The organism is Vibrio sp. 1580, assembly GCF_033340055.1.
In genome coordinates, this window is the sequence record NZ_JAWOVT010000176.1 from 1 (window position 1) to 815 (window position 815).

The following is an 815-nucleotide window of genomic DNA, read 5'->3' on the forward strand; positions in this document are numbered from 1 at the left end:
GTAATGAACAACACTTTTATTGAAACAACACCAAACTTTTCTGAAGTAGAAATTGGTGCAGCTCGCAATGCGTTTTTGAAATACGATCAAGAGCAGCAACTTCATTTGCTCACCATCATGCCAATAGATGAAGCGGTGGGGATTTTGAAGCACTGTTCTGTAGGGTATGTGAACAGTTTGATGTCTCAACTTGAGCATGCGGGTCATGATAAGCGTGCGCGTCACTATGCGCACCAATTGGGTTTGCATGTGTCGGAAGTTGATACTCCTGACGGTTACTTATCAACAGGCGTACTAGAGCATGTAAAGCAGCGAATAGGCTGGATTATTGCTCTCGCTTTATTGGGGATCGTTTCTGGGCTGATTATTGCTCAGTATGAAGATACATTGAGCCAACTGGTTTTACTTGCAGTGTACATGCCGGTGATTGCGGCGGCTGGTGGTAATACGGGTACTCAAGCGGCCACATTGGTCATTCGTGCATTGGCCACAGGTGAGCTTAAAAAGCGTCAGTGGTTAGCAGTACTTTGGAAAGAAAGTCGCGTAGCGCTGTGTCTCGCATTAGCGATCGCAATAGTTATGGTTGGACGCATTATGCTTTTTAGTGCTGGCCAATCTACGGGGGGCTTTGAACTGACAGACATCGCACTTGCAATCGCCGTTGCTTTGTTTATTCAAGTCTCAATTTCCACAACGCTTGGCGGTTTGTTGCCAATAATTGCCCGTGCTTGCAAGCTAGACCCAGCCGTATTGGTGAGCCCTGTGCTTGCATCAATCGTTGATATATCAGGTATGTGGATTTACTTTACTGTGGT

Annotated in this window: 1 protein-coding gene; it reads left to right on the top strand. The window is 46.0% G+C overall.

Annotated features, from left to right (window positions below; genetic code table 11):
- The coding region (locus R7093_RS24825; RefSeq protein WP_318146965.1) for a magnesium transporter at nt 1–815 on the top strand (815 nt) is incomplete at both ends.